Here is a 24122-nt window from a genome sequence, read left to right on the forward strand (position 1 = left end):
GGATTGTGAATGAACAGACGCTATCGCGAGCAGGCTCGCTCCCACAAAGAGCTTGAGCCAAGGCGCTGACAGGCTATGCTGCCCGTCATTGCCCCTGACCGAGATCCTGCCGATGTCCGCTCCCAGCATGACCCTGTTCCACAACACCCTGTCCCCGTTCGTGCGCAAAGTCATGGTGCTGCTGCACGAGACCGGCCAGCAGGATCGCGTCGCGCTGCAGGACTGTGTGCTCAGCCCTGTCAGCCCGGATCCTGCCCTCAACGAAGACAACCCGCTGGGCAAGATCCCGGCCCTGCGCCTGGCCGACGGCAATGTCATCCATGACAGTCGGGTGATCCTCGATTACCTCGACCACCAGCACGTCGGCAATCCGCTGATTCCCCGCGACGGCTCGGCCCGCTGGCGGCGCCTGACGCTGGCCTCGATGGCCGACGGGATCATGGACGCCTCGGTCATGGTGCGTTACGAGCAAGTGCTGCGCGCCCCGGAAAAACACTGGGACGAATGGCTCGAAGCCCAGCGCGAAAAGATCCGCCGCGCCCTCGCCCTGCTGGAGCGCGACGCGATTGCCGAACTGACCTGCCACTTCGACGTCGCTTCGATCAGCGTGGCCTGTGCGCTGGGTTATCTGGATCTGCGCTTCCCGGATCTGGGCTGGCGTGAAGCCAACCCGCAGCTGGCCAATTGGTTCTTTGAAGTGAGCCAGCGGCCGTCGATGATAGCGACGATGCCGAAAGTTTGATGCGCGGGGCGGGAGGCAACGACGCAAAGATCAGCGTCATCAACACCTCGGCCTCCCGCTGCTCCTCACGCAGCCCCACGAACCGACTCATTGCACCGCTCCGATATCGAATTCCAGCGGTTTGGCCGGTTTCTGCCCGATCCCGTACCAGTCCAGATTGCGGGTCAGCACCATGAACACACCGAGCAGACCGAACAGCAGCAGCGAACCCATCAGCAGCGCGTAATCCTCGGCGCTCAGCAAGCCGTAGAGCAAACCGTACAACGCCGCCAGCCCCGCCGAAAAACTCAAGCCGTGGCGCACGCTGCGCAGCACGTGGCAGACATAAAACCCGATCAACACCACGCAACCGCTGGCCGACAACAGATACGCGAGAGCAAAACCGATGTGCTCGGACAACGACAAAAGCAGCAGATAAAAGAACGCCAGCGCCACACCCACCAGCGCGTATTGCACCGGGTGCACCGCCAGGCTTTTCAGCACTTCGAACAGGAAGAAACCGGCGAATGTCAGGACGATGAACAGCAGCGCATATTTGATCGCCCGGTCGCTCTTCAGGTATTGATCCACCGGATCGATGAAGCTCACGCCGAAACTGCGCCCGTTGAACGCCTCGCAATCATTGCCCGACACGCAACGGTTCATGGCTTCTTGCAAATTGGTGGAGAAAAACGAGGTCTGCCAATCGGCGGTGAAACCCTGATCGGTGATCTCGCGCTTGGCCGGCAGGAAGTTGCCGATGAAGCTTGGGTGCGGCCAGTTGGCAGCGAGGTTCACGCGGCTGGTCTTGCCCACCGGCAGCACCTGCAGCGAACCGGTACCTTGCAGGCGCAGATCGAAGCCGAAGGCCAGTTCCGTGACCTGAGTGGTATCGAGTGCAGGCAACGTCGCCCGAACACCTTCGCCGAGCCAGCCCACTTGCGTGCCGGGCACAAAGTCCAGGCGTTGCGAACCGAGTTCCAGTTTCAGGGCATTTTCAATGCCTCGAATATCACTGATGCCGATTGCCAGAAACGGCGCATCGAATTTGTAATCGACGAAGTCTTCCTTGATCCCCAACTGCGCCGGTAGCGAAAAATGCCCGCTGATGCGGTTGTCGGCATGGAACAGCCGCGCCTCGTAGATCCCACGGGCACGCAGTTCGGTCTGCACCTGGCCGTCGAGTTCGAAGCGCTCCGGCAGGAAGTACAGGCGGCCACGTTCTTCGCTGATTTCCTGATAACGCTCGTCACTCTTCTCTTTGGTCTTCCAGGTGCGTACCACCTTGCGGTACGGCACCACCATCACCGGCCCACTGATCTGCTGGCTGTAGCTGGAACTGCGGGCAATGTCTTCAAGCACACCGTCACGCCGTTGCTGGCGATCATCGATGATGCCGTCGATCATCAGCAGCGGGACCAGCAGTACCAGGATCAGCAGGGCAATGGCCCCGAGCTTGAAAGTCAGATTTCGGTTCATCAGAACGCTCCCTTGTTTGGAATGGAGCAAGTCTGCAAATGCTGTGTGGGTTTGTGATGGAGGTTCTGTGGGCTTTGTGTGGAAAACCCTGTAAAACGCTTTTCCCATTATCGAGTGCAGGATCGCTACACGTTATTCGGGACAGGATTTGGACAAGGATTATTCCGTTGAGAAACAACTCATTCGACTTGATCAGGCATTTTGCGGCACTGATGGTGCTGGTCAGTCACCACTTCGCACTTTGGGGTCAGGAAGAACCGGGCATCGCCGGCTACAACTCATTGGGTGGAATGGCCGTCATTGCCTTCTTCGCGATCTCCGGTCTGTTGATTACCCACAGCTTTCTCAATGCCAGAAATTTCGCCGACTACCTGGCCAAACGTGTCGCGCGAATTTTCCCGGCGCTGATTGCCTGCGCCTTCGTCATGACGTTTGTGGCGGGAGGGATATTTGCGCAGGGGTACATCACACGCCCTTCGGCACTGATCGACTTCCTGCGCATCTCGTTGTTCGGCCGCGCGGCAATCGATGAAATTACCGAAGGCTTTATCTTCAGCGAGTCTTTCAACGGCAGCCTGTGGACGCTGAAGATCGAATTCGCCTTTTACATTCTGGTGGCGGGCGCGCTGAGTCTGTTTCGCCGGGCCATGATGCCCGCCGCTTTGCTGATGATGTTTTGCATTGCAACCTATGTACTGGGAAACAGCACGCCGAGCGCCCTGACACAGAAGCTGGCCGTGTATGGCTGCGCCGGTATAGCGTTTTTCACTGGATCGCTAGGGGCGTTCTGCACCCGTGTCTTTTGCTCGACACGCCGCAGACTGACCATACTGGCGGCCTGCGCCGGCCTGATGGTTGCCGTCGCGGGAACCCCGCTGACCGGTGTGGTCTCCACACTGTGCATGGCTCTTGCGACACTGAGCCTGGGCCTTTCATATGTCGATCACACCATCCGGGGGCGCTTCGACATCTCTTACGGCCTCTATCTTTACGCGTTCCCTGTTCAACAACTGGTGATCAACAAGACTTCGCTGGCGTTCATCCCGTCAATGCTGGTGTCAGCCCTCATCGTGATGGTTCTGGCCAGCGTGTCCTGGCGGTGGATCGAGAAACCGGCCCTGCAATGGGCACGCCGCAGAAACGGAGCCAGGGTCGCAGAAGTGCCAAAAGCATCCTGATTGTTTGACGGTCAAGGCAGACGCAGACACACCCGCACGCCATCCGCCACGTTGGCGATGTGCATCGAGCCGCCATGCAACTTGACCACTTCTTCGACGAAGTTCAGCCCAAGCCCTGTACTTTTACGCCCGCTGTCCGGGCGTGGCAGCGAGTAGAAACGCTCGGTCAGACGCGGCAGAGCGTAGTCGGGAATCGGCGCGGTTTCGTTGAACAGGCAACACACGACCTGCTCACCGGCCCGCTCGGCGCTGAAGCGCAGCAAACCTTGTTCAGGGGTGAAGTCGAGCGCGTTTTCCAGCAGATTGCCCAGGGCCTGTCGTAGCAGGAAAGGCTCGCCGATCACCGATAGATCCGCTTCGACGACTTGCTCGACCCGCAACCGACGGCTTTCGATCCGGGCCATCTGCGCTTGCAGTGTTTGCGCCATCAATGTCGCCAGCGGCACCGCGACGCGCTCTTCAAGACCTTGCCGCTGCTCGACCTGCGCCAGGTTCAGCAGGCGTTCGATCAACTGCTGCATCCGTGCGCTTTCACGATCGATATTGCCGACGAAACGCTGGCGTTGCGCCAACGGCATTTCGCCCTGCAACAGTTCGGCGGCACCACGAATCGCCGCCAGCGGGCTTTTCAATTCGTGGGTCAGCGTATGGACGTAGCGTTCGACATAGGCCTTGCCTTCAAGCTGGGTGCGCATTTGCTCCACGGCACTCGCCAATTGTTCCAGCTCGCCGCCGCGATAATGCGGCACTTGCACCCGACGCCCTTCGCTGACTGCCTGGGCATAACCGGTCAAGCGGTGCAGCGCCCGGCTCAACCACCACGACAGAAGCGCACCCAACAGCAGGCCCAGGACGATCAGCCCGGCGCCGTAAGCCAGCAGGCGGCGCTCGGTACGGTCGACGTAAGGTTGCAACGAACTGTTGGGCTTGGCCACGGTGACCACGCCGATGATCTTGCCCTCATCGCGAATCGGCGCACCGACGTGCATGACCGAAGAATTCGGATCATTCGGATCGCTGCGGCTGGAGCGCGCGCCGTATTCACCGCGCAGGGTCAGGTAGACGTCGTTCCAGCGCGAGTAGTCCTGACCGACCGCCAGACCGCTGGAATCCAGCACCACAATGCCCTTGGCGTCGGTGACGTAGATGCGGTGGTTGACCTGGTTTTTCGGCAGCCCCCAGATCGTCGCTTTCGGCTGGCGTTCGCCATAAGCCCGGAGCAGCTCGGGCCAGCGATTCTGGCTGAGGGTGCCGGCCTTGAAGTCGTCCTTGAGGATTTCCGCCATCAGGTTGGCGGTATCGACCAGGGTCTCCTCGGTGGACTGGCGCACGCCGGGACGGATTTCCTCCATTACGGTGTTGAGCACGAAATAACCGGTCAGGCCGATGAACAGCACGTAGACCAGAAAGATCCGCAGCCCCAGCGGCATCAGCTGTGTCCCGGGCTGTAGCTGTAGCCGAGGCCGCGATGGGTCTGGATCGGCTCGGCTTCGGCGCGCACCAGACGTAATTTGGCGCGCACGCTTTTGATGTGGCTGTCGATGCTGCGCTCGTAACCAGCATCCGCCGCCACGCCCAGCGCATCGAGCAGTTGCTCGCGGCTGAACACCCGCTCGGGTTGTTCGAGCAGGCATTGCAGCAGACGGAATTCGTGGCGGGTCAGGCTCAAGGGCTGACCGCGATAGCTGATCTGCACGCGCTCGGGATCAATGCGAAACATCCCCGACCAGGCGTCGACCGGCGCATGGGGCGCCATGCGTTTGAGAATCGCCCGGACCCGCGCGGCCACTTCCCGTGGACTGAACGGCTTGACCACGTAATCGTCGGCGCCGATTTCCAGTCCTACCACGCGATCGATCTCGGCATCCCGGGCGCTGAGGAACAGCACCGGCACTTCGCTGAAACGACGCAACTGCTTGCAGGTTTCGAAACCGCTGATGTCCGGCAGGCCGATGTCGAGGATGATCAGATCCGCCGGCGTCTGGCGCTGATGCTCAAGCGCCGCCGCACCGAGACTCAGCCAGGTCGTGGTGAAGCCCTCGCCCTGCAAGGCAAAAATCAGCGTGTCGGCAATCGCCGCTTCGTCTTCGACAATCAGGATATGAGGCATGGCGTCCGAGCCTGTGGATTAAGTGCGCGAACGGTGCCCCAAGCCCGGCGTTACGTCAATGAGACCACCAGCGTCGCGTCTCACAAATGCGTTTCTTTTTTGACGAGTGGCTGTTGTCGTCAGGCAAGGCGCCGCGACGAGTCATAGCCCGCTATGGCAAGGAGCGGCAACGCAGCATGACGGCAACAGACACCGTCAAAAAGGAACAGCATTTGCGAGACTCGACGCTCGACTAGCAGTCCGGCTTGTCGGCCGTGAAGCGCCGCGCCGGGTTCACCGCCGCGCCGAACTCGCGCAGGGCCTTGGCACCGATCAGCAACGGGTAGTTGAAGTTGCTGCGGTCGGTCAGGTTGACCTCCACGGTACGCTTGACGTCGCCCAGGCACAGCTCCAGATCGACCACCGGGCGCTTGGCCACTTCGGTGCTTTCGCCCTCGTCTTCTTCATCCGAGCGACTCTTGATCTTGCTGATCCGCGCAACCTTGTGCTCGTACACCTTGTTGCTGGCGTCCTTGGTGGCCAGGCGGAAACGCACCCAGTCTTCGCCGTCGCGCTTGAACGTCTCGATGTCCTTGGCCGACAGCGAGGCGGTCAGCGCGCCGGTGTCCATTTTCGCCTTGAGCACTTGCCCGCCGATTTCCGGCAGCGCGATGTATTCGTAGCGCCCGTACAGGGTCGGCTCGGCGGCCAGCACCGGCAGGGCAACGAGGGAAAGCAATGCAAGGAGGGATTTCACGTAATGGGCTTCCTTCGGAAATGGGGGCGTCTGACGCGAGATTTTAGACCGCTGTTCGCTTGATCGTTCCCGCAAGGCTAACGCGCCAAAGGTGAAACATTCGTCACCGCCGATTTGGCCTGTCAGCCGAAGCCACTTATCATGGCGCGCCCATCCGCTTTCATAGAGTTGCTTATGCGCCGCCTGCTCACCGGCTGTCTCGTCACCCTGCTGCTGTTGTCCAACACCCTCGTGCTCTTCGGCCCGCTGATGGTGTTCGCCCTGCTCAAGCTGATCCTGCCGGGACGCTTTCGCGATTACGCCTCGTGGGCGGTGATGTGGATCGCCGAAACCTGGGCGGAAATCGACAAACTGATCTTCCGCCTGTGCATCCCGACGCAATGGGACATCCGGGGCGGCGATGATCTGCGTGGCGACACGTCGTATCTGGTGATCAGCAACCATCAGTCGTGGGTCGATATCCCGGCACTGATCCAGACCCTCAACCGGCGCACACCGTTTTTCAAGTTCTTCCTCAAGAAGGAACTGATCTGGGTACCGTTCCTGGGCCTGGCCTGGTGGGCGCTGGATTACCCGTTCATGAAGCGCTACACCAAGGCGTTCCTGGCGAAGCACCCGGAGCTGGCGGGCAAGGATCTGGAAATCACCAAGGCTGCCTGCGAGTTGTTCAAGCGTCAGCCGGTGACGGTGGTGAATTATCTGGAAGGCACGCGTTACACCGCTGCCAAAAGCACTCAGCAGCAGTCACCGTTCAGCCACCTGCTCAAGCCCAAGGCGGGCGGAGTGGCGTTTGTACTGGCGGCGATGGGCGAACAACTGGACGCGATTCTCGATGTGACCGTGGTTTATCCACAGCCGAAGATTCCGGGGTTCTGGGACCTGATCAGCGGCAACGTGCCACGCGTGATCATCGACATCCAGACCCGCGAGCTGGATCCGGCCCTGTGGCAGGGCGATTACGAAAACGATCCGGTGTTTCGCGAAAAGGTCCAGAACTGGGTCAACCAGCTCTGGACCCTCAAGGATCAGCGTATCGCCGAACTCAAGGGCGAGCGCCGCTGAGTCAACCGTTGGTGCCGGTGCCCCAGATGCTGCCCAGGCTTTGCAGCAGCGAACCGCCGACACCCTGCTGACCGAGGTATTGCAGCAGGATCGGGGCAAACTGGCCGACCATCCCGCTGTCCATGCCCAACGCACCGAAGGCGTTGTTCAGGTCATTGGTGTCCTTGACGTTGCCCAGCGCATTTTCCAGTCCGGCGGACTTGCCCGATGAGCCGAGCAAGCCGCTCAACGCCGCCAGATTGCCTGCGCCGCCCGACAGCTTGTCGATGCCCGGCACTTCCTTGGCCAGTTCGGAATAGTCCGTGTTGCTCAGCTGGTTCTTCGCCAGTCCCAACATCGCACTGGTGCCGCCGACCGCTTGCTGCGGCGTGACGTTCAGCGCGCTCAAGGCACTCAACAGACCGGCGGTTTCCGACGTCGGCGCCGCGGCGGCGGCCTTGTCGCCGCCCTGCATGCCCGATACCGCACCGGCCACGTCATTCAAACTGAAACCGGCAAACACCGGCCCTGCCGCCAGGGTCAGGAGCGATGCCAGGGCAAAACCGCGTGAAATCTTCATTCAGACATCCTCTTGTGGCGTGGATTGCGCCGGATACAGGCGCTCAATCTGCCGGTTTGACCGAGTTGGCGGCAGCATGTTCCCCCAGACAGAAGCTGTGTTTTCTTGCATCAACCACAGGAAAACATTTCGTCCTGAGTTCATTTACTTCTAAGCTCTGCAGCAACCATTACAAATAGAACTAAAAACCTGTCATTTATGACAGTTGGAAATCTAGAAGGGGAAATGGAATATCTGAACTCCAATTACGTAACGGAGTACGACCAATGAAACTGAAAGTTCTCGCGGGTGCGCTGGCTTGCCTGGCAATGCTGAGCACTGCTCATGCACTGGAATGCCCAAAGGTCTCCGTGACCGATTCCGGAGGCGCGGAAGATCCGGTATTTACAGCTGCACGCATTAAAAGCGGAAACAAGCTCATTTGTCAGAATGATGGTAAAGGCAGTCTGGGCGTCACGACTGTTTTAGAGTCAAGCACTCCAATTACGCCTACTGGATCGGGTTGGGATAAAAACCTTGAGTGTGCAGTCACCGATGGTGATGCCAGCAAATGCTCGGTTAAATTGTGAGTTAGATGTTTAAAAAAGAGCAACCGAACCGGTTGCTCTTTTTTTTGGCTACGACTTACGCCGCACTGAACAACTTGTGCGGATCAATCACAAACTTCTTCGGCACACCCGCATCGAACTCGCCGTAACCTTCCGGCGCCTGGTCGAGGCTGATGACCTGCACGCCCACCACTTCGGCGATGTTGATGCGGTCCCACATGATCGCCTGCATCAGCTGGCGGTTGTACTTCATCACCGGGGTTTGCCCTGTGTGGAAGCTGTGGGATTTGGCCCAGCCGAGGCCGAAGCGGATGCTCAGGCTGCCCATTTTTGCGGCAGCGTCCACGGCACCCGGATCTTCGGTCACGTACAGGCCCGGAATACCGATCTTGCCGGCTACGCGCACCACGCCCATCAGCGAGTTGAGCACGGTGGCCGGGGCTTCGGATTTGACGCCGTCGTGACCATGACCACGGGCTTCGAAGCCGACGCAGTCCACCGCACAATCCACTTCAGGCTCGCCCAGCAGCGCGGCGATCTGTTCGTGCAGCGGAGTGTCTTTCGACAGGTCGACGATTTCAAAACCCTGAGCCTTGGCGTGGGCCAGGCGGATGGTGTTGACATCACCGACGATCACGACCGCAGCGCCCAGCAAGCGGGCGGAAGCGGCAGCAGCCAGACCGACCGGACCTGCGCCGGCAATGTACACGGTGCTGCCCGGACCGACGCCAGCGGTAACGGCGCCGTGGTAACCGGTCGGCAGGATGTCGGAGAGGCAGGTCAGGTCACGGATTTTCTCCATGGCCTTGTCGCGGTCCGGCAGTTTCAGCAGGTTGAAGTCGGCGTACGGCACCAGCACGTATTCGGCCTGGCCGCCGGTCCAGTCGCCCATGTCGACGTAACCGTAGGCTCCGCCGGCGCGAGCCGGGTTGACGGTCAGGCAGACGCCGGTGTGTTGCTCCTTGCAGGAACGGCAGCGCCCGCAAGCCACGTTGAACGGAACGGACACCAGGTCGCCGATTTTCAGGCTTTCGACGTCGCTGCCCTTCTCGATCACTTCACCGGTGATCTCGTGCCCCAGCACCAGACCGACCTGGGCGGTGGTACGGCCGCGCACCATGTGCTGGTCGGAGCCGCAAATGTTGGTTGAAACCACACGCAGGATGACACCGTGCTCGATCTTCCTGCCGCGCGGATCCTGCATTTTCGGATAGTCGATTTTCTGTACTTCGACCTTGCCAGCGCCGAGATACACCACACCACGATTGCCAGACATGCTTTCACCTCGCTGTTGTTTTTATGGAACCGCGCCACCCAGGCAGGCAGCGCGTTAAGTGCTCGGGTACAGATGCTGATTCTTGTGTTGCCTGTTATGGCCTTATCGCCAGCAGGCTGGCTCCCACGGTTGATTTCTGGTGTCACTGAGATCTGTGATCAGCACAAAACCCTGTGGGAGCGAGCCTGCTCGCGATGGCGATCTAAAGAACGACGGTGCGATTGGCGTTCAAAAACACCCTCCGCTCGATGTGATACCCGACAGCCCGGGCCAGGGTCAGGCCTTCGATGTCGCGGCCCTTGGCGATCAGGTCCTCGGGGTAATGACTGTGATCCACCGCCTCGACGCCCTGGGCGATGATCGGCCCCTCGTCCAGGTCGTTGTTGATGTAGTGCGCGGTGGCGCCTACCAGTTTCACGCCCTTGTTGTAGGCCTGGTGATACGGCTTGGCACCCTTGAAGCCCGGCAGCAGCGAGTGGTGAATGTTGATCGCCTTGCCATCGAGCTTGCGGCACAGTTCCGGCGACAGCACCTGCATGTAGCGGGCGAGAATCACCAGTTCGGCACCGGCCTCCTCGATCACCTGCCACACCTGCCGCTCCTGGGCCGGTTTGTCGTTGGGGTCGAGGGGGAAATGGTAGTAGGGAATCTGGTGCCAGTCGGCCAGCGGCTTGAGGTCCGGATGGTTCGACACCACCGCCGCCACGTCCATCGACAACTGGCCGATGCGCTGGCGGTAGAGCAAGTCGTTGAGGCAGTGATCGGCCTTGGAGACCATGATCACCACTTTTGGCCGGTAGTTCGGCGCGGTCAGCTCGAAGATCATGCCGAACGCCTGACCACGCTCGGCGAGGCCGGCGCGGAAGGACTGCTCGTCAAAACCGTCGGGCTGACGGAATTCCACACGAATGAAAAAGCGGCCCGAGAGCCGGTCATCGAACGAGTGGTGCTCGGTGACGTAACAGCCCTGCTCGAACAGAAAACGCGTCACCGCGTCCACGGTGCCGAGAACGCTGGGGCAGTCGGCGGTCAGAATCCATGTGTCTGGGGCGCGGCTCATGGTGCGGTGACTCCTGTTCTTTGTGCGGAGTGTCAGGGAGTTTCCCCTCACCCTAGCCCTCTCCCGGAGGGAGAGGGGACTGACCGAAGTGTCTGCAGAGCTACATCGACCTGAAGTTCGCGGTTGAATATAGATCGCAAGAACAACCGAGATCGGCTCCCTTTCCCCCTCTCCCCTCTGGGGGAGAGGGTTGGGGTGAGGGGGTGGCTTTTGATCTTTCAGGCCTGAACGCTAAGCCCGTACTCAGCCGAAGCATCCTGCAACCACAACCACCAGTAATCCGAGAAGCTGCGACGGATCAGCAGTTCCCAGGTGTCTTCGGCGGTGTGGCGGATCATCAGCTGCGACTTGGCGAACACCGTGCCGACAGCCTTGCCGACCGGGAAGTTGTTCGGGTGCACGTCGTAGCTGGTGGATTTCATCAGCACCTGACGCACGTTCGGGCCGCTCAGTTCGAGCAACTGCTGGCCGCCGCTGACGTTGACGATTGCGATGTGCAGATCGCCCAGCGCTTCGCGCAGTTTCTGCTCGGCGGCGAACTCTTCGCCGCTCGGCACGATCAGCAGCCACTCGTCCGGGCCCATCCATTGCAGACTGGTTTCACCTTTGACGATCACGCTCAGGGCACCCGGCAACTCGATGCCCAGGGCCTTGTGCACGCCGGCAGCGAACGCGGCATCGTGGCCGTCGCCACGAATGGTCAGATGGCCGAGAAGTTTCTTTTCACGCACGATCACGCCGGCGTTCTTGCGGCCCTTGCCGACCAGGCTGGCGAGGTCGGCATGATGCAGAGACGACTCGGCCTTGGCCCCGGTGGTCGGGCGTTGTTGGTAAACGTTGGCTGCGGTCATAAAGCACCCTTCCTGAATTCGGTGTCGCTCCCGCGCCAGGCACGGGAGCGATCAATTAGATGTTCTGGCGATCGCCTTTCGGATCGAAGAACACCGAAGAAACGATTTCCGCCTCGATCACGCTGCCATCCGCCAGCGGCGCGAACACCCGCTCGCCCATGCGCTTGAGCCCCCCCTTCACCACGCCCATGGCAAACGAATAGCCAAGGGAGTTGTGCGCGTAGCTGGAGGTCACGTGGCCGACCATGGTCATCGGGATCGACTGCTTGGTGTTGAACACCAGCTGCGCACCTTCCGGCAGCCATTTGGTCGGATCGATCGGCTTCAGGCCCACCAGTTGCTTGCGCTGATCACGCACGCAGTCTTCACGGTTCATGCCGCGCTGGCCGATCCACGAGAACGGTTTGGTGCGACCGACGCACCAGCCCATGTTCAGGTCGTCCGGGGTCATCGAGCCGTCGGTGTCCTGGCCGACGATGATGAAGCCCTTCTCGGCCCGCAGCACGTGCATGGTTTCGGTGCCATATGGCGTCAGGTTGAACGCCTTCCCCGCCTCGACAATCTTCTCCAAAACACCCATCGCGTAGTCGGCCTGGACGTTGACTTCGTACGACAGCTCACCGGTGAACGAGATGCGGAACACCCGCGCCGGCACACCGCCGACCAGACCTTCTTTCCAGGTCATGAACGGGAACGCTTCGTTGGCCAGATCGATGTCAGTCACGGCGCTGAGCAGCTTGCGGCTGTTCGGGCCGGACAGGGTCATGGTCGCCCAGTGGTCGGTGACGGAGGTGAAGTAGACCTTCATCTCTGGCCATTCGGTCTGGTGGTACAGCTCCAGCCACTGCAGGACGCGAGCCGCGCCGCCGGTGGTGGTGGTCATGACGAAATGGTTGTCGGCCAGACACGCCGTCACACCGTCGTCGAAGACCATGCCGTCTTCCTTGCACATCAGGCCGTAACGGGCCTTGCCCACGTCGAGCTTGGTCCAGGCGTTGGTGTACACGCGGTTGAGGAACTCGCGGGCATCCGGGCCCTGGATGTCGATCTTGCCCAGGGTCGAAGCGTCCAGCAGGCCGACGCTGTCACGCACAGCCTTGCATTCGCGTTTGACGGCGGCGTGCATGTCTTCGCCGTTTTTCGGGAAGTACCACGGACGTTTCCACTGCCCGACGTCTTCGAACTCGGCACCGTTTTTCAGGTGCCATTGATGCAGTGCGGTGTAACGCACAGGTTCGAAGATGTGCCCGCAGTGGCGACCGGCTACCGCGCCGAAAGTGACCGGCGTGTAGTTCGGACGGAACATCGTGGTGCCCATCTGCGGGATGGTCACGTTCAGCGAACGGGCGGCAATCGCCAGGCCGTTGACGTTGCCGAGCTTGCCCTGATCGGTGCCGAAGCCCAGAGCGGTGTAGCGTTTGACGTGCTCGACCGACTCGAAACCTTCGCGGGTCGCCAGTTCGATGGCGGCCGCGGTGACGTCGTTCTGCAGGTCGACGAATTGTTTCGGCGCCCGGGAAGTGCCCTTCTCGTGCGGAACCTGGAACAGCGCCAGCGTCGGCTCTTCGTGGCGGCTCAGGGCCTTCGGCAGCACGCCTTCAACGGTCTGGAAACCGGCTTCGGCCGCGGCGCGCACGCCGCCTTCAAAACCGTCGGCCAGGGAATCGCCGAGACCGTAGACGCCGTTGATGCCACCGACGCACACGCGTTTCTGCGGTGCTTCGCCCGGTACGAAACCGAGGATGTCTTCGCGCCAGATCGGCTTGCCGCCCAGGTGCGACGCCAGGTGCACCACCGGGCTGTAGCCGCCGGAGCTGGCGATCACATCGCATTCCAGCCACTCGCCGGGACTGGTCACGGCATGGCCTTTCACATCGATGGCGGCCACACGGGCAGCGGTCACACGCTTGCTGCCACGGGCCTCGATCACGGCGCTGCCGGTGAGGATACGAATGCCTTTGGCGCGGGCTTCTTCCACCAGTGCCCCGCGCGGATTGCTGCGAGCGTCGGCGATGGCCACCACTTGCAGGCTGGCGTCCAACCAGTCCAGCGCCACGCGGTAGGCGTGATCGTTGTTGGTCGACAGCACCAGCTTCTTGCCCGGTGCCACGCCGTAACGGCGCACGTAAGTCGAGACGGCACCGGCGAGCATGTTGCCCGGCACGTCGTTGTTGCCGTAGACCAGCGGACGCTCGTGAGCACCGGTCGCCAGCACCACACGCTTGGCGCGGACGCGGTGGATGCGCTGACGCACCTGGCCGATCGGAGCACGGTCGCCGAGGTGATCGGTGAGGCGTTCGTGAATGGTCAGGAAGTTGTGGTCGTGGTAACCGTTGACCGTGGCGCGTGGCAACAGCAACACGTCCGGGGTGTTCTTCAATTCGGCGACGACACTGGCGACCCACTCCATCGCAGGCTTGCCATCGAGGCTTTCGCGGGAATCGAGCAGGCTGCCACCGAACTCTTCCTGTTCATCGGCGATGATCACCCGGGCACCGCTGCGCGCAGCCGCCAGGGCAGCGGCCAGACCGGCCGGGCCGGCGCCGACGATCAGCACGTCGCAATGCTGGTTCATGTAGTCGTAGGTGTCCGGATCGACCTCGGTCGGCGAACGCCCCAGCCCGGCAGCCTTGCGAATGTACTTCTCGTAGGTCATCCAGAACGATTGCGGGTACATGAAGGTTTTGTAGTAGAAGCCCGGCGGCATCAGCTTGCCGCCGACCTTGCCGAGAATCCCCATCATGTCGTTGTTGACGCTCGGCCAGCCGTTGGTGCTGGTGGCGACCAGGCCTTGATACAGCGCCTGTTGCGTGGCGCGCACGTTCGGGATCTGGGTAGCTTCGGTCGCACCGATCTGCAGCACCGCGTTCGGCTCTTCGGCGCCGGCGGCGAAGATGCCGCGAGGGCGCGAATACTTGAAGCTGCGGCCGATGATGTCGACGCCGTTGGCGATCAGCGCCGACGCCAGCGAGTCACCCTCGAAGCCTTTGTAGCTCTGACCGTTGAAGGTGAAGCTCAGCACTTTATTGCGGTCGATCCGTCCACCGTTGGACAGGCGATTGGTCTGGCTCATACCTTCTCTCCCAGCGCCGTCGTGGCTGTTTTCGCAGGGTCAGCCTTGTCGGTGAATTGCGGCTTGGTGCCGATCTTGTAGGTTTCGAGAATCTCGTAGGTCACGGTGTCGCGGGTGACGTTGAAGTACTGGCGGCAACCGGCGACGTGATCCCACAACTCGTGGTGCAGACCGCGAGGGTTGTCGCGGAAGAACATGTAGTCGCCCCACTCCTCGTCGGTGCAGCTGTTCGGATCCAGCGGACGCGGAATGTGCGCCTGGCCGGATGCGTGGAATTCCTCTTCGGAGCGCAGTTCGCCGCAGTGAGGACAGAAGATATGCAACATGGGGATTTCTCCTGTTAGTGGGCGACAGCCGCAGCGCCGTGTTCGTCGATCAACGCACCGTTGTGGAAACGGTCGATGGAGAAAGGTGCGGCCAGCGGGTGCATTTCACCCTTGGCCAGACTCGCGGCAAACACGTTGCCCGAGCCAGGTGTCGCCTTGAAGCCACCGGTGCCCCAACCGCAGTTGAAGAACATGTTCGGGACCGGGGTTTTCGAAATGATCGGGCAGGCGTCCGGCGTGGTGTCGACGATGCCGCCCCACTGACGGTTCATGCGCACCCGCGACAGCACCGGGAACATCTCGACGATGGCCTGGATGGTGTGCTCGATCACCGGGTACGAGCCGCGCTGGCCGTAGCCGTTGTAGCCGTCGATGCCGGCGCCGATCACCAGGTCGCCCTTGTCGGACTGGCTGATGTAACCGTGCACGGCGTTGGACATGATCACGCTGTCGATAATCGGTTTGATCGGCTCGGACACCAGCGCTTGCAGCGGGTGGGATTCGATCGGCAGACGGAAACCGGCAAGCTTGGCCATGTGCCCGGAGTTACCGGCGGTCACCACACCGACGCGTTTGGCGCCGATGAAGCCCTTGTTGGTTTCAACACCGATGCACACGCCGTTTTCCTTGCGGAAACCGATCACTTCGGTCTGCTGGATCAAGTCCACGCCCAGAGCGTCGGCGGCACGGGCAAAGCCCCACGCCACGGCATCGTGACGGGCCACGCCGCCGCGACGCTGAACGGTCGCGCCCATCACCGGGTAGCGGGTGTTTTTCGAGCAATCGAGGTACGGGATCTCGTCCGCCACTTGCTTGGCGTTGAGCAGTTCGCCGTCGACGCCGTTGAGGCGGTTGGCGCTGACCCGACGCTCGGAATCACGGATGTCCTGCAGGGTGTGGCACAGGTTGTAGACGCCGCGCTGGGAGAACATCACGTTGTAGTTCAGGTCCTGAGACAGGCCTTCCCACAGTTTCATCGCGTGTTCGTACAGGTGCGCCGACTCGTCCCACAGGTAGTTGGAGCGAACGATGGTGGTGTTGCGCGCGGTGTTACCGCCGCCCAGCCAGCCCTTCTCGACCACGGCCACGTTGGTGATGCCATGTTCTTTGGCCAGATAGTAGGCCGTCGCCAGACCGTGCCCGCCGCCGCCGACGATGACCACGTCGTAGACCTTTTTCGGGGTCGGCGTGCGCCACATGCGCTGCCAGTTTTCGTGGTGGCTGAGGGAGTGCTTGAAGAGGCCGAAGCCCGAATAGCGTTGCATAGTCATGTACTCCAGAACGCTCAGCGATAAACCGGGAAGTCAGCGCACAGGGCCGAAACCTGCTGGGCGACGTTGGCCTCGACATCGGCATCGCCGAGGTTGTCGAGGATGTCGCAGATCCAGCCGGCCAGCGTCACGCACTGGGTCACCTTGAAGCCGCGGGTGGTCACCGCCGGGGTGCCGATGCGCAGGCCGGAAGTGACGAACGGCGACTGCGGGTCGTTCGGTACGGCGTTCTTGTTGACGGTGATGTGCGCGCGACCGAGGGCAGCATCCGCGTCCTTACCGGTGAGGCCCTGACGGATCAGGCTGACCAGGAACAGGTGGTTGTCGGTGCCGCCGGACACTACATCGTAGCCACGTTTGATAAATACGCTCGCCATCGCCTGGGCGTTGTCGATCACTTGTTGCTGATAGGCCTTGAAGCCAGGCTCCAGCGCTTCCTTGAAACACACGGCTTTACCGGCGATGACGTGCATCAGCGGGCCGCCCTGGGCGCCGGGGAATACTGCGGCGTTGAGCTTTTTCTCGATCTCTTCGTTGGCCTTGGCCAGGATCAGGCCGCCACGGGGACCGCGCAGGGTCTTGTGGGTGGTGGTGGTGACCACGTCGGCGTACGGCAGCGGGTTCGGGTACAGACCGGCAGCCACCAGACCGGCGACGTGGGCCATGTCGACGAACAACAGCGCACCGACCTTGTCGGCGATCTGACGGAAGCGCGGGAAGTCGAGGGTTTTCGAGTAGGCCGAGAAACCGGCGACGATCATTTTCGGTTTGCACTCGACGGCCAGACGCTCGACTTCGTCGTAATCGATCAGGCCGGTCTTGGTGTCGATGCCGTACTGCACGGCGTTGTACAGCTTGCCCGAGGACGAGACCTTGGCGCCGTGGGTCAAGTGACCGCCGTGGGCCAGGCTCATGCCCAGAATGGTGTCGCCCGCCTGCAGCAGCGCCAGATACACGGCGCTGTTGGCCGAGGAGCCGGAGTGCGGCTGGACGTTGGCGTAATCGGCACCGAACAGTTGCTTGGCGCGCTCGATGGCCAGGGCCTCAACCTTGTCAACGTGCTCGCAGCCACCGTAGTAGCGCTTGCCCGGATAACCTTCGGCGTACTTGTTGGTCAGGCCGCTGCCTTGCGCTTCCATGACGCGTTTGCTGGTGTAGTTCTCCGACGCGATCAGCTCGATGTGATCTTCCTGACGTTGCTCCTCGGCATTCATCGCCGCCAGCAGTGCATCGTCGTAACCCTGGATCCGGTCTTGCTTGCTGAACATCGCGTCTCTCCCAGCGGCATCTGTGCGCCATTCGTCTCGGTAAGGCACTGGTAATGACGGCAGTGCCCTTTGATGCCGATGGTATGGCCGGCGCAGGGAGGTCAAATGCCTACGGACGCCACGCAAAGGTGCGTTTACGACATGGCGGGCGCGGTGAGATCAAACAAGGGCCTGGCGCAAGGCCAGAAGAACGAGGAAATGCGCGGGATAGAGCGCATACGCCCAGCGACGCAGGGCTGGCGCACGGAGGAAAGTGGCATGTCGCAACAGGAACATTCCGAGCAGTGGCGCAATCAGGCATGTCGCAATACCGAGGACAGCCACACGGTTGCCGAACTGCGCGGATTCGTAGAGTACCTGCCACTGATTCGCCGCCAGACACACCAGCCCCGGCAAAAGGCTGAAATACCAGGGTTTGCGAAACACCAGCAACATCGCCAGCGGCAGCAGGACGCCGAACAGACCGAACATCAGTACCTGCGCGAACAACGCGGCCACCAGCAAGGCGCTGACGCCCAACAGTTGCGAAATCGCCGTTCGATCCTGCCAACCCCGCGCCACCAGCAAGCCCAGCGCCAAAGTGGGCATCACATTCAAAGTGTCGGGATCGGGAATGTACAAACGGTAGGGAATCTCGCTGAACAGACTGAACAGCAGCAACCAGCCCAGATAGCGCCATTCAGTCTTGCGCGCGCCGTCCCGCGCCAGGTTCGCCGCCATCGCCAGACAGAACCAGGGGAACGCCAGCCGTCCCGGCACATACAGCCAGTCGGCGCTGATTCCGACATATCGCAGGTGATCGAGCAGCATGCTCAGCAGCGCCAGCCACTTGAGCAGATCGAGTGCGCCGTCGCGCCGGCTCAGGTGCATAATCGGCTCGCATCCTTGTAAAGTTCTGACAGCGACATCCCGTGTGCTCCCCGGATGATCTTCGGTACAGTGCGCACCATCATTGACCCCACGAAGCGCCACAAGCGCCTCGATCACGGAAGCCGGCCATGACCGACAAGAGCCAACAATTCGCCAGCGACAACTACTCCGGTATCTGCCCCGAAGCCTGGGCTGCCATGGAACAGGCCAACCACGGCCACCAGCGCGCCTATGGCGACGATGAGTGGACAGCACGCGCCTCCGATTATTTCCGCAAGCTGTTCGAGACCGACTGCGAAGTGTTCTTCGCCTTCAACGGCACCGCCGCCAACTCCCTCGCGCTGTCGTCGCTGTGCCAGAGTTACCACAGCGTGATCTGCTCGGAAACCGCCCACGTCGAAACCGACGAATGCGGCGCACCGGAGTTCTTCTCCAACGGCTCGAAACTGCTGATCGCCGGCACCGAAAACGGCAAGATCACTCCGGCCTCGATCCGCGAAGTCGCGCTCAAGCGCCAGGACATTCACTACCCGAAACCGCGCGTCGTGACCCTGACCCAGGCCACCGAAGTCGGCAGCGTCTACACCCCCGAAGAAGTCCGCGCCATCAGCGACACCTGCAAGGAACTGGGCCTGAACCTGCACATGGACGGGGCGCGCTTCTCCAACGCCTGCGCGTTCCTCGGCTGCTCGCCCGCGGACCTGACCTGGAAGGCCGGCGTCGACGTGCTGTGCTTCGGCGGCACGAAAAACGGCATGGCGGTGGGTGAAGCCATCCTGTTCTTCAACCACAAACTGGCCGAAGACTTCGATTACCGTTGCAAACAGGCCGGGCAACTGGCTTCGAAGATGCGCTTCCTGTCGGCGCCGTGGGTCGGCATCCTGGAAAACGACGCCTGGCTCAAATACGCCCGCCACGCCAACCACTGTGCGCAACTGTTGGCCGAACTGGTCAGCGACATTCCGGGCGTGGAACTGATGTTCCCGGTCCAGGCCAACGGCGTGTTCCTGCAACTCTCGGAACCGGCCATCGCCGCCCTGACCGCGCGCGGCTGGCGCTTCTACACCTTCATCGGCAAGGGCGGCGCCCGCTTCATGTGCTCGTGGGACACCGAAGAAGAACGCGTACGCGAACTGGCGGCGGACATTCGGCAGGTGATGAGTTGATGTGATTTATTTTTATAACGCTGATGTTTTTCACACCTATCGAACATAAGCAGCCCCTCTGGAAATACTTCATGATCCAAACAGATCGTGAAGTATTTCAATGATTTAATACCCCCCATCTCCGTTAAAAAACTCAAATTCACAATTAGAACAAAAGCACAAGCTGACAGAAATGACAGGTCCTTTCGCAAATTAAACTTGCTAGATTTAAAGGCAGCAACAAAGAAGCAGTTCTTAATTTACGAAGAAGGAAAACAGAGATGAACGATAAAGTAACAATTCTCGAAAAAAACGGCGAAATTTTATTCGAGCTATCCGTTACCGACGCCATTGCCTATTTAAACACCGGCGACATACTCAGATTTGATGGCAAACCCCGTTCAGTAGCTTATAAAACACTTATCGTAGAAGATGGCGAGCAACCCAGATTCACTATTACCGTAGAACCTCAATAATAATTTACAACTCTGCATTTCAAAATATCAATGCAATTAACGATGGCATGAAAATTCGCAGCACGCAGCAGTCATGCCATCTATTCCAACTAACTTTATAGTTTAACTTTCAGTAGAACGGCTCTTCCGTCATAGCAAGCAAGTACCCCTCCATAAATTCAGCTCGAATCAATCCAGCAATCCCTGCTGGGCGTTAACGGCGATCATTCGCGCCAAAGACTTGGTCTACATTGACTGGCGAGCCCTTTCGATCCGCTCGGATCACACCTATCAGGAGCGTACGCATGTCACTGCAAGGCAAAACCCTGTTCATCACTGGCGCCAGTCGTGGCATCGGGCGCGAAATTGCGCTGCGGGCGGCGCGGGACGGGGCCAATATCGTGATCGCGGCCAAGAGCGCCGAACCCCACGCCAAGTTGCCCGGCACCATCCACAGCGTCGCCGCTGAAGTCGAAGCGGCCGGCGGCAAGGCCCTGGCGCTGCAACTGGATGTGCGTGATGAAGACGCGGTGCGTCAGGCGCTGGCCCAGGCCAATGAACATTTCGGTGGGATTGATGCGCTGGTGAACAACGCCGGGGCGATCAAACTGACCGGTGTGCAGCACATCGAACTCAAGCGTTTCGACCTGATGCATCAGATCAACACCCGCGCGGTATTGCTGTGCAGCCAGGCGGCCCTGCCCTATTTGAAGAAGTCCTCCGGACACATTCTCAACCTTTCACCGCCGCTGAACCTGGCCAGCAAATGGTTCGCGCAATACAGCCCCTACACCGTGACCAAGTACGGCATGAGCATGCTGACGGTCGGGATGAGCGAGGAATTCGCCCACTACGGGATCAGCGTCAATTCGCTATGGCCGCAGACCATGATCGCCACGGCGGCGATCGAGTTTCAGCTGGGCAATCGCGAGTCGTTCAAGCATGCGCGTACGCCGGCGATCATGGCGGATGCGGCGCATGTGATTTTGAGCAGCAGCGGACGGCGGATTACCGGGCGGTTGTTGATTGATGAGGAGATTTTGCGCGAAAGCGGCGTGACCGGGTTTGATCATTACCGCTTTGAGCCGGGGAGCGATGCGAAGCTGATGACGGATTTGTTTGTGGATTGATCAGTGTGTCTGTGAGCCCCTCCCCTCACCCTAGCCCTCTCCCCAAAGGGAGAGGGAACTGAACGGGGGATGCTCCTAAATTACGCCGGCCTGAATGTGCTTTGCCGAATCCATAATCGCCACGCTTAATCAGGTCGATGTATAGCGCAAAACACCTCGGTCAGCTCCCTCTCCCTGGGGAGAGGGCTGGGGTGAGGGGTGAGCCTGGCGCAAGGGGCCGCCCCACCGCCGATCAATATTCGATCCGCACATCCCCCTTCGGCACACTGCAGCAGGAAAGAATGTACCCCTCCGCCTCGTCGTCCTCGGTGATCCCGCCGTTGTGATCCATCTCCACTTCGCCGCCCAGCTTGAGTACCTTGCACGTCCCGCAGATCCCCATGCCGCAGGCTTTCGGAATCATCAGGCCGACCTTGGCCGCCGCCGCATGCACGGTCTCGCCCGGGGCCACGCGGATGCTCTTGTCCGAAGAGGTGAATTCCACCAGGTGCAGATCCGCCGCCGGGACTTCCGGTGCTTCCGCCGCCTGCTCGGCCTGTTCAACTGCATCGGCGCGGGCTTCCGGTGGCGTGGCGCCGAAGGACTCCTCGTGATAGCGCTTCATGTCGTAGCCTGCGTTTTCCAGCAGGCGCTTGACCGCGTTCATGTAGGGCGTCGGGCCGCAGCAGAACACTTCGCGCTCGAGGAAGTCCGGCACCATCAGTTCCAGCATCTTGTGGTTGAGGTAGCCGCGATAGCCGGCCCACGGCTCGCCCAGCCCGTGCTTCTCGCAGATCAGGTGCAGGCTGAAGTTGTCGATTCGCGACGCCATGTGTTCCAGCTCGCGGTGGTAAATGATGTCTTTCGGCGAGCGGGCGCTGTGGATGAACGTCATGTCGACGTTGCCGTTGGTGTCGTAGAACCAGCGCGCCATGGACATCACTGGGGTGATGCCGACACCACCGCTCAGGTAGAGCACTTTCGGGCTCGGGAAATCGATGGCGTTGAACAGCCCGACCGGCCCGTGCACCGCCAGCTCCTGGCCTTCATGCAGGGTGTCGTGCAACCAGTTGGAGACTTTGCCCCCCGGCACGCGCTTGATGGTCACCGAAAAGCTGTACGGCACCGACGGCGAGCTGGAGATGGTGTACGAACGCATGATCGGCTGGCCTTCGATCTCCAGCTCCAGGGTGACGAACTGCCCGGGCTTGAAGAAGAACAGGATCGGCTGGTCGGCCATGAAGCAGAAGGTGCGCACGTCCCAGGTTTCCTGGATGACTTTGACGCAACGGACGATGTGTCGGCCATTGGCCCAGGTCTGGGTGGTGACCGGATTCAGGAAGCTGTTCGACATGCTGTTCTCCACGGCCGACTGTCGGCCTTCATGTGGCGATTCTGCGTATAGCGCGCACGCCCCGTTTACCTATCCGCGACATTGACATACTTATCGCAACCAGCCCCCAACCACCGGGGGTTGCGCGTCGGGAACAGATTGCACCATGTCGCCCATGGATAAGGTTCTCGCCTGCGCCGGCCCCACACTCGCCCCAACACAAACAGATTCTTTACACCTTGCGCTGCAACCCTGATCAGCCACTTTCGCGGCCACGCAGATGGCCTTGAGGAATTCATCGATGGACACCGCAAAAATCAGCCTCGGCGACCTGCTGGAACCCGCACGCAAGGCCACCGCACAAATGTTGCAGGAACGCGAGCGCACCTATTCGCTGCCGCAACCGTTCTACAGTGACGAGCGCCTGTTCGATATCGACATGCAGGAGATCTTCCAGAAAGAGTGGTTGATCGCCGGCATGACCTGCGAGATCCCGGCCAAGGGCAACTACATGACCCTGCAGATCGGCAAGAACCCGATCATCGTCATTCGCGGTGCCGAAGGCGTGGTGCACGCGTTCCACAACGTCTGCCGTCACCGTGGCTCGCGCCTGTGCACCAGCGACAAGGGCAAGGTCGCCAAACTGGTCTGCCACTACCACCAGTGGACGTATGAGCTGGACGGCCGTCTGCTGTTCGCCGGCACCGAGATGGGCGCCGACTTCGACATGAAGCAGTACGGTCTGAAACCGGTGAACGTGAAGACTGCCGGCGGCTACATCTTCATCAGCCTGGCGGAGAACCCGCCGGCCATCGATGACTTCCTGTCGACCCTGAACCACTACATGGAACCCTACGACATGGAAAACACCAAGGTGGCGGTGCAAACCACCTTGATGGAAAAGGCCAACTGGAAACTGGTGCTGGAAAACAACCGCGAGTGCTACCACTGCAGCGGTTCTCACCCGGAACTGTTGAAAACCCTGCTGGAATGGGACGACGTCACCGACCCGCGTGCCGATCAGGCGTTCAAGGATCACGTCGCCGCCTCCGCCGCTGCCTGGGAAGCCGAGAAGATCCCTTACGCCCACGCCAGTTTCGGCCTGCGCAACCGCATCGTGCGCATGCCGCTGCTCAAGGGCACCGTGTCGATGACCATGGACGGCAAACAGGGCTGCGCCAAACTGATGGGCCGGATCAAGAACCCGGACCTGGGCTCGATGCGCATCCTGCACCTGCCGCACTCATGGAACCACTGCATGGGCGACCACATCATCGTGTTCACCGTGTGGCCGATCAGCGCCCAGGAAACCATGGTCACCACCAAGTGGATCGTCCACAAGGATGCTGTGGAAGGCGTGGATTACGACGTCGAGCGCATGCGCAAAGTGTGGGACGCGACCAACGACCAGGACCGTCGCCTAGCCGAGGAAAACCAGCGCGGGATCAACTCCACCGCCTACCAGCCGGGTCCGTACTCCAAGACCTATGAGTTCGGCGTGGTCAACTTCGTGGACTGGTACAGCGAGCGGATGCTGAGCAACCTCGGCGCCGAGCCTGCGCCGTACCTCAAAGGCGTGCCTGTCCAAGGCTAAAAGCAAAAGCATCGCCAGCAGGCTGGCTCCCACAGGGGATTTCTGTGCACCGGAGATCCAGTGTGGGAGCTAGCCTGCTAGCGATGGCGTCATCACTC

At 60.8% G+C, this 24122-nt stretch carries 22 protein-coding genes; 8 read left to right on the forward strand and 14 right to left on the reverse strand.

The annotated features are described in order from the left end of the window. The first annotated feature begins 112 nt into the window (after positions 1–112). Positions 113–742 carry a glutathione S-transferase gene (locus tag NE357_RS26465; protein ID WP_169432206.1) on the forward strand — a complete coding sequence of 210 codons (630 nt, stop codon included), beginning with the start codon at positions 113–115 and terminating at the stop codon, positions 740–742. 87 nt (positions 743–829) lie between these two features. On the opposite strand, the gene creD is transcribed toward NE357_RS26465, so the two are convergent. Then, positions 830–2200, reverse strand: a complete 1371-nt coding sequence (gene creD / locus NE357_RS26470) for a cell envelope integrity protein CreD (RefSeq protein WP_169432207.1) — start codon at positions 2198–2200, stop codon at positions 830–832. Between the two features lie 167 nt (positions 2201–2367). Between creD and NE357_RS26475 the strand changes: the two genes are divergently transcribed. Continuing rightward, a complete protein-coding gene (locus NE357_RS26475; protein WP_169432208.1) occupies positions 2368–3378 on the forward strand; it encodes an acyltransferase family protein in 1011 nt (336 codons plus the stop codon). A gap of 11 nt (positions 3379–3389) precedes the next feature. On the opposite strand, the gene creC is transcribed toward NE357_RS26475, so the two are convergent. From creC to rloA2, 3 genes are all read right to left on the reverse strand, one after another. Beyond that, positions 3390–4808 carry a two-component system sensor histidine kinase CreC gene (gene creC / locus NE357_RS26480; RefSeq protein WP_169432209.1) on the reverse strand — a complete coding sequence of 473 codons (1419 nt, stop codon included), beginning with the start codon at positions 4806–4808 and terminating at the stop codon, positions 3390–3392. Further along, positions 4808–5488: a two-component system response regulator CreB gene (gene creB, locus NE357_RS26485; RefSeq protein WP_169432210.1), complete on the reverse strand. Its 681-nt coding sequence runs from the start codon at positions 5486–5488 to the stop codon at positions 4808–4810. Before creB ends, creC begins: the two co-directional genes overlap by 1 nt. Positions 5489–5720: 232 nt before the next feature. After that, the gene (rloA2, locus tag NE357_RS26490) at positions 5721–6224 is read right to left on the reverse strand and encodes a retropepsin-like aspartic peptidase RloA2 (protein WP_169432211.1); all 504 of its coding nucleotides are present in this window, start codon (positions 6222–6224) and stop codon (positions 5721–5723) included. Between the two features lie 174 nt (positions 6225–6398). On the opposite strand from rloA2, the gene NE357_RS26495 reads away from it, so the two are divergent. Then, positions 6399–7286 (forward strand): acyltransferase, encoded by an 888-nt coding sequence (locus NE357_RS26495; protein WP_169432212.1) that lies wholly within the window; start codon positions 6399–6401, stop codon positions 7284–7286. 1 nt (position 7287) lies between these two features. On the opposite strand, the gene NE357_RS26500 is transcribed toward NE357_RS26495, so the two are convergent. Further along, complete coding sequence (locus tag NE357_RS26500; RefSeq protein WP_011336267.1) at positions 7288–7845, reverse strand: DUF2780 domain-containing protein; 558 nt, start codon at positions 7843–7845, stop codon at positions 7288–7290. A gap of 266 nt (positions 7846–8111) precedes the next feature. On the opposite strand from NE357_RS26500, the gene NE357_RS26505 reads away from it, so the two are divergent. Then, positions 8112–8414, forward strand: coding sequence for a hypothetical protein (locus NE357_RS26505; protein ID WP_074692150.1), 303 nt, complete (start codon positions 8112–8114; stop codon positions 8412–8414). Between the two features lie 55 nt (positions 8415–8469). Here the strand turns inward: NE357_RS26505 and fdhA are convergent, their stop codons facing one another. From fdhA to NE357_RS26545, 8 genes are all read right to left on the reverse strand, one after another. Further along, a complete protein-coding gene (gene fdhA, locus NE357_RS26510) occupies positions 8470–9669 on the reverse strand; it encodes a formaldehyde dehydrogenase, glutathione-independent (protein ID WP_011336270.1) in 1200 nt (399 codons plus the stop codon). A gap of 202 nt (positions 9670–9871) precedes the next feature. Beyond that, positions 9872–10729, reverse strand: a complete 858-nt coding sequence (gene purU / locus NE357_RS26515) for a formyltetrahydrofolate deformylase (protein ID WP_007959808.1) — start codon at positions 10727–10729, stop codon at positions 9872–9874. A gap of 218 nt (positions 10730–10947) precedes the next feature. Beyond that, entirely contained in the window at positions 10948–11580 is a 633-nt protein-coding gene (locus NE357_RS26520) for a sarcosine oxidase subunit gamma (RefSeq protein WP_169432213.1), read from the reverse strand. A gap of 55 nt (positions 11581–11635) precedes the next feature. Beyond that, complete coding sequence (locus NE357_RS26525) at positions 11636–14653, reverse strand: sarcosine oxidase subunit alpha (protein ID WP_169432214.1); 3018 nt, start codon at positions 14651–14653, stop codon at positions 11636–11638. After that, positions 14650–14979, reverse strand: a complete 330-nt coding sequence (locus NE357_RS26530) for a sarcosine oxidase subunit delta (RefSeq protein ID WP_169432215.1) — start codon at positions 14977–14979, stop codon at positions 14650–14652. The genes NE357_RS26525 and NE357_RS26530 overlap by 4 nt, the downstream gene beginning before the upstream one ends. Before the next feature lie 14 nt (positions 14980–14993). Next, positions 14994–16244 carry a sarcosine oxidase subunit beta gene (locus tag NE357_RS26535; protein WP_003206307.1) on the reverse strand — a complete coding sequence of 417 codons (1251 nt, stop codon included), beginning with the start codon at positions 16242–16244 and terminating at the stop codon, positions 14994–14996. Positions 16245–16264: 20 nt separating this feature from the next. Beyond that, positions 16265–17518 (reverse strand): serine hydroxymethyltransferase, encoded by a 1254-nt coding sequence (glyA, locus tag NE357_RS26540; RefSeq protein ID WP_169432216.1) that lies wholly within the window; start codon positions 17516–17518, stop codon positions 16265–16267. Between the two features lie 159 nt (positions 17519–17677). Beyond that, the gene (locus NE357_RS26545; RefSeq protein ID WP_169432217.1) at positions 17678–18388 is read right to left on the reverse strand and encodes a TraX family protein; all 711 of its coding nucleotides are present in this window, start codon (positions 18386–18388) and stop codon (positions 17678–17680) included. 128 nt (positions 18389–18516) lie between these two features. On the opposite strand from NE357_RS26545, the gene NE357_RS26550 reads away from it, so the two are divergent. The 3 genes from NE357_RS26550 to NE357_RS26560 all read left to right on the forward strand — a co-directional run bounded on the left by NE357_RS26550 (position 18517) and on the right by NE357_RS26560 (position 21118). Next, a complete protein-coding gene (locus NE357_RS26550; protein WP_169432218.1) occupies positions 18517–19554 on the forward strand; it encodes a threonine aldolase family protein in 1038 nt (345 codons plus the stop codon). Between the two features lie 260 nt (positions 19555–19814). Then, positions 19815–20009 (forward strand): hypothetical protein, encoded by a 195-nt coding sequence (locus NE357_RS26555; protein ID WP_169432219.1) that lies wholly within the window; start codon positions 19815–19817, stop codon positions 20007–20009. 284 nt (positions 20010–20293) lie between these two features. Then, the gene (locus tag NE357_RS26560) at positions 20294–21118 is read left to right on the forward strand and encodes an SDR family oxidoreductase (protein WP_169432220.1); all 825 of its coding nucleotides are present in this window, start codon (positions 20294–20296) and stop codon (positions 21116–21118) included. 232 nt (positions 21119–21350) lie between these two features. Here NE357_RS26560 and gbcB read toward each other — a convergent pair whose 3' ends face one another. Further along, entirely contained in the window at positions 21351–22451 is a 1101-nt protein-coding gene (gene gbcB / locus NE357_RS26565) for a glycine-betaine demethylase subunit GbcB (RefSeq protein WP_169432221.1), read from the reverse strand. 280 nt (positions 22452–22731) lie between these two features. Between gbcB and gbcA the strand changes: the two genes are divergently transcribed. Continuing rightward, the gene (gene gbcA / locus NE357_RS26570; protein WP_169432222.1) at positions 22732–24024 is read left to right on the forward strand and encodes a glycine-betaine demethylase subunit GbcA; all 1293 of its coding nucleotides are present in this window, start codon (positions 22732–22734) and stop codon (positions 24022–24024) included. The last annotated feature ends 98 nt before the right edge of the window (positions 24025–24122 follow it).

Source organism: Pseudomonas sp. G7(2022) (genome assembly GCF_052660475.1).